Source organism: Gemmatimonas sp. (assembly GCF_046594945.1).
In the GTDB taxonomy this organism is placed as follows: domain Bacteria; phylum Gemmatimonadota; class Gemmatimonadetes; order Gemmatimonadales; family Gemmatimonadaceae; genus Gemmatimonas.
On record NZ_JBKJRB010000011.1, the window covers coordinates 1 to 4,291 of the forward strand.

2 protein-coding genes are annotated in these 4,291 nt (G+C 66.4%); both read right to left on the bottom strand.

Features of this window, described 5'->3' with window-relative positions; all coding sequences use genetic code 11:
- Positions 1-1,619, bottom strand: a 1,619-nt coding sequence (locus ACLL97_RS01710; RefSeq protein WP_411278746.1) for an amidase family protein, incomplete at its 3' end; no start/stop codon positions are given.
- Between the two features lie 57 nt (positions 1,620-1,676).
- Positions 1,677-4,291: protein kinase domain-containing protein (locus ACLL97_RS01715; RefSeq protein WP_411278747.1), on the bottom strand; the 2,615-nt coding region annotated here is incomplete at its 5' end.

Sequence of the window (4,291 nt, forward strand, 5' to 3'; positions counted from 1 at the left end):
CGCCGGTGTCTGGTGGCCTGTTCGTACGCGTACGCGAAGCCGAAGAGTCGCGGCTCGCTCCAGGGACGACCGAGGAACTCGAGGCCCGCCGGAAGTGCGTCGCTGGTGAAGCCCATCGGAACCGTGATGGCAGGCCACGCCAGCGTCGGGCTGAGCGACCGGTTGTCGCCGAGTCCGTAGCCGTCGACGGGACGGGGGTTGGTGAGCACATCGGCCGCGATAACGGTCGGCGGCGCGTCATACGTCGCATACACCACCGCATCGAGCTGACGGTCGGCCATGAGCTTGAGCATCGCCACCCGCATCGCCTCGCGCGATTGCATGACCGCACCATAGCCCGCCTCGGCGGTGCGGCGTCCGACATACGCGATCATCGAGCGCGCACGCCACGGATTCACCCCACCGACGAGCAGGATCTCCTTGAGTGTCTTCACCGGCGCATTCGGATGCTGTGCGAAGTAGGCGTCGGTCGCCTCCTCAGTCTCGTAGTCGTTGCTGAGTGATGCGCCACGCACCGTCGGCGTGGTGAGCGAGTCGACGAGAACCGCCCCCTGCGCGCGCAGGTCGGCGAGTGCCTTCTCGAAGAGCGGCCGCACCTTCGCATATTCGATCGCATTCGCGCGCGCGGTGGAATCGCGCCGAGCGGCGGTCGCCTGCGAGGCCGTGTCGCGCGACGCAAGACTGTCGGCGGTGGGCCTCCCGATGCTGTCACGTGAGATGCGCAGCACGCCGATGCGCGCCCCGCGCAGCGCGTCCGTCGTGAGCGTGGTCGTGTACGTGGCCGGCACATGCCCGACGGCGTACGCGGTGACCGGATCGTCGGGATCGTACCCCGCGATCACATCGAGCACCCGCGCCGCATCGGCGACGGTGCGCGTCATCGGCCCCATGGTATCCTGCGTGGGGTTGGCGGGGAGCATGCCGAAGCGACTCACCAGCGGCAGGGTGGGCCGCAGGCCGACGAGGTTGCTCACTGCCGCCGGACCACGAATGGAGCCGCCGGTGTCCTCACCGATCGCCACCAGGCCGAAGTTCGCCGCGGCCGCGCTGGCCGACCCGCCGGAGGAGCCGCTCGGATTGCGCGTGGGATCGTAGGCGTTGCGAATGATGCCCGCCGAGGAGCTGACGAAGCGCTGCGCGAACTCGCCCATCGTCGTCTTCGCGATGATGATCGCGCCCGCGCGTTCGAGCCGCTGCACGGCGGTGGCATCTCGCTTCGGCACGAAGTCCTTGAACAGCGCCGATCCGTAGCTCGTCGGCATGTCCCGCGTTTCGATCTGATCCTTGAGCAGCACCGGCACACAATGCAACGGGCCGCGTGGCTGCTTCGCCCGCAATACGGCGTCGAGTGAGTCGGCCTCGAGCAGGGCGCGCGGGTTCAGCGTCTGAATCGCGTTCAGGGCCGGTCCCGCTTGGTCGTACGCCACGATGCGGTCGAGATAGGCCTGGACCAGCTGGCGACAGGTCAGACGCCGCGCCTGCATCGCCGCGTGTACCGAGGGGATCGTCGCCTCCATGATGTCGAACGATTGCGCGCCGGCATGGGGCGCCGCGCACAGCAGCAGCAACGTGGCGCGGAGCAGGCGCATGGCGGCGCGAGGCACGGGAGCGAAGGTCACAAGCGTTTTGACGGTGAGAGGATTTGAGCCAGCCCACGGCTGGCTGTTTCGACCGCGCTATTCCGATGCTCCGCGCACCATGCGGCGTTGCACGTTGGCCAACCAGTGAAGCACCACGGTAAGTTCGGCTGGCCGTCCGGTTGAGCGGCTCATGAGAAAGTGCTGACCGTCGTGTGCGACGTCGTAGTTCGCATGAATGGCGCCCGGCACGAAGTCGACGCCGAAGAGCCGCGAGCGGGACCGGACGGCTAGTTCTCCGCCGGTGCTGAGTGAGGCCGCCATGAAGTCGGCACCGCTTACGTAGAACAGGCGCGTGCCGTCGGGGGCCCAGACGGGTTCGGATCCGCCATTTGTCGAGATCTGCGTGCGACCACCCGGCCCCGGGAAAGGGCGCACAAACACTTCCGGCGCGCCCGTCTCGTTCGAGGTGTAGGCCACCCACCGACCGTCGGGGGAGAATCGCGGCATCACCTCATCGGCGGATGTCAGCTCGAACGGTTTCGACGTCGTGTCACCACGCATCGCGCGATACCAGATGTCGCGCCCAGTCTTGTCGCTGAGCGTGCGAAAGAGCAGGTGCTCGCCATTCGGTGACAGCAGTCCCTCGGCGACGAAGAGCTGGTCCCCGGTCGGCTGCTGCAGCGCCGAAGCGGCCTCACTCCGGTCGAAGCGTTGCCACCAAATCGACTCGCTCCCGGTCCCGAAACGGCGGAAGAGGACGCGCTGGCCATCGGGAGACCACTCCGGCCTATCCGCTGAGAACCCACTGGTGAGTGGCGTGATCGTGCCGGAGGCGATGTCGATGATACTCACGGCATTGAGCGCGCCATCGCGCCGGTCGGCAGTCGTCACCGCGATGCGCTTTCCATCCGGCGAAAAGCGCGGGAACTGTACGGCGCGGGGATCGGTGGAAGAGTCAATCACGGGCCTGCCTGTTCCGCGTTCGTCGATCAGCTCAAGACGGGATTCCGACGCGCCCTGGAACATCACGAGCGTGCCGTTTTCGGCGAGCACCGGGCTCGAGTTCGGTGTGATCTGCGCTTCCACTGCCTTTGACGGCCCGAGCGTGAGCGACCGCACATCGAGTGGCGCGGCCATGAGCACGCCGTCTGCCGTGAGATACAAGAGGAGGTTGTTCCGTATGCCAACAACCAACTCCGCCGGGACCCCGAGGTCGCGCACCTCACCGCCCTCGATCGGCACCACGTACAACGACGGGCCAGCCATGAACAGCTGCTTGCCGTCGGGCCCGATTGCGACGCGTCGGGCGCACTCGCAGGGACGCCCGTTTAACGTGATGGCGATGGCATGTATCGGCCCGCCGCCAGAGGGAATCAACACGGCGCCGCTGATACCGAGCGACACCACCAGCGTGTCACCGTTAAATCTGACACCGCTCGGGAGCAACTTGCCTTTGTTGGCTGGAAGCGGCATGTCAGTCACCGTTCCCGCCTCGATCGCGACGCGGCGCAGGCCCCCGGCAGCGGGCTGAAACACGAGCGAGCGACCGTCCGGTGAAAGCGCGAAGTAGCGTGCTTCCTCGGTACCCGGCAGCGGCTTTGCGTCAAGCGCCGTAAGATCCTGCACATGAAGGCGCCGCGTGTTGCCGACGCGCGCTTGGAAGGCAATCCGACGACCGTCAGCTGAAATCGAGGCGGCTAAATTGCGATCAGCACCGAGGCCATCGGGTGGTGGTCTGACGACAAAGCGAACCGGCGACGCGTCAGCGGAATAGACTTGTGCTGCCTGCCAGCCGAGAGCTGCGAGCGAAAGCAGCAACGCCGCCGCGTACGGCACCGGCGACGCGTACCAGCGACGGCGCGGCGCGATCGCTACGGCGCCTGCTGCCGTTTGCGACGCCGTGCGGAAGTCGGGATTGGCGAGCGCCTCCGAAAACGCCTTCGCCGACTCGAATCGATCGGCAGGCAATTTCTCCAGCGCCATCGAGAGTGCGGCCGCCACATGCAGCGGGATCGACTTACGCAACTCGGTCGCCGGCTTCACCGGCTCGGCGATGATCTTCATGATGATCTGCTGCGCCGACGTGCCCATGTGCGGCGGTTCACCCGTCAGCATCTCATACAGCACACTCGCCAGCGAATACACATCGGAGCGCGCGCTGATCGTGCGGTCGGCCGTGGCCTGCTCGGGGCTCATGTAGTGCGGTGTGCCGAGCGAGAGCCCCGTCTCCGTCATGCGTCCGCCGGCGGCCGCGCTGACGGCGAGCGCGATACCGAAGTCCATCACCATCGGCCGCCCATCGTGCAGCAGGATGTTCTCAGGCTTGATGTCACGATGAATAATGCCCCGCCGATGCGCATAATCGAGCGCGTCGGCGATCTGCATGCAGATGCGCACACCCTCCTCAATTCCCAGCTGCGTCTCGCGATTGAGTGCTTCGCGGATCGTCTCGCCCTCGATATAGGGCATGACGTAATACAGGAACCCGGCGGCCTCACCTGAATCGAAAAGCGGCAGGATATGCGGATGCTGCAGCTGTGCCGTGGTCTTGATTTCCTGCACGAAGCGCTCGGCGCCCAGCACGGCGGCGAGCCCCGGCTTCAGCACCTTGATGGCTACCTGACGATCGTGCTTCAGATCATCGGCAAGATACACCGTGGCCATGCCGCCCGCGCCGAGGGCGCGCTCGAGGCGGTAGCGGTCCGCCAGCG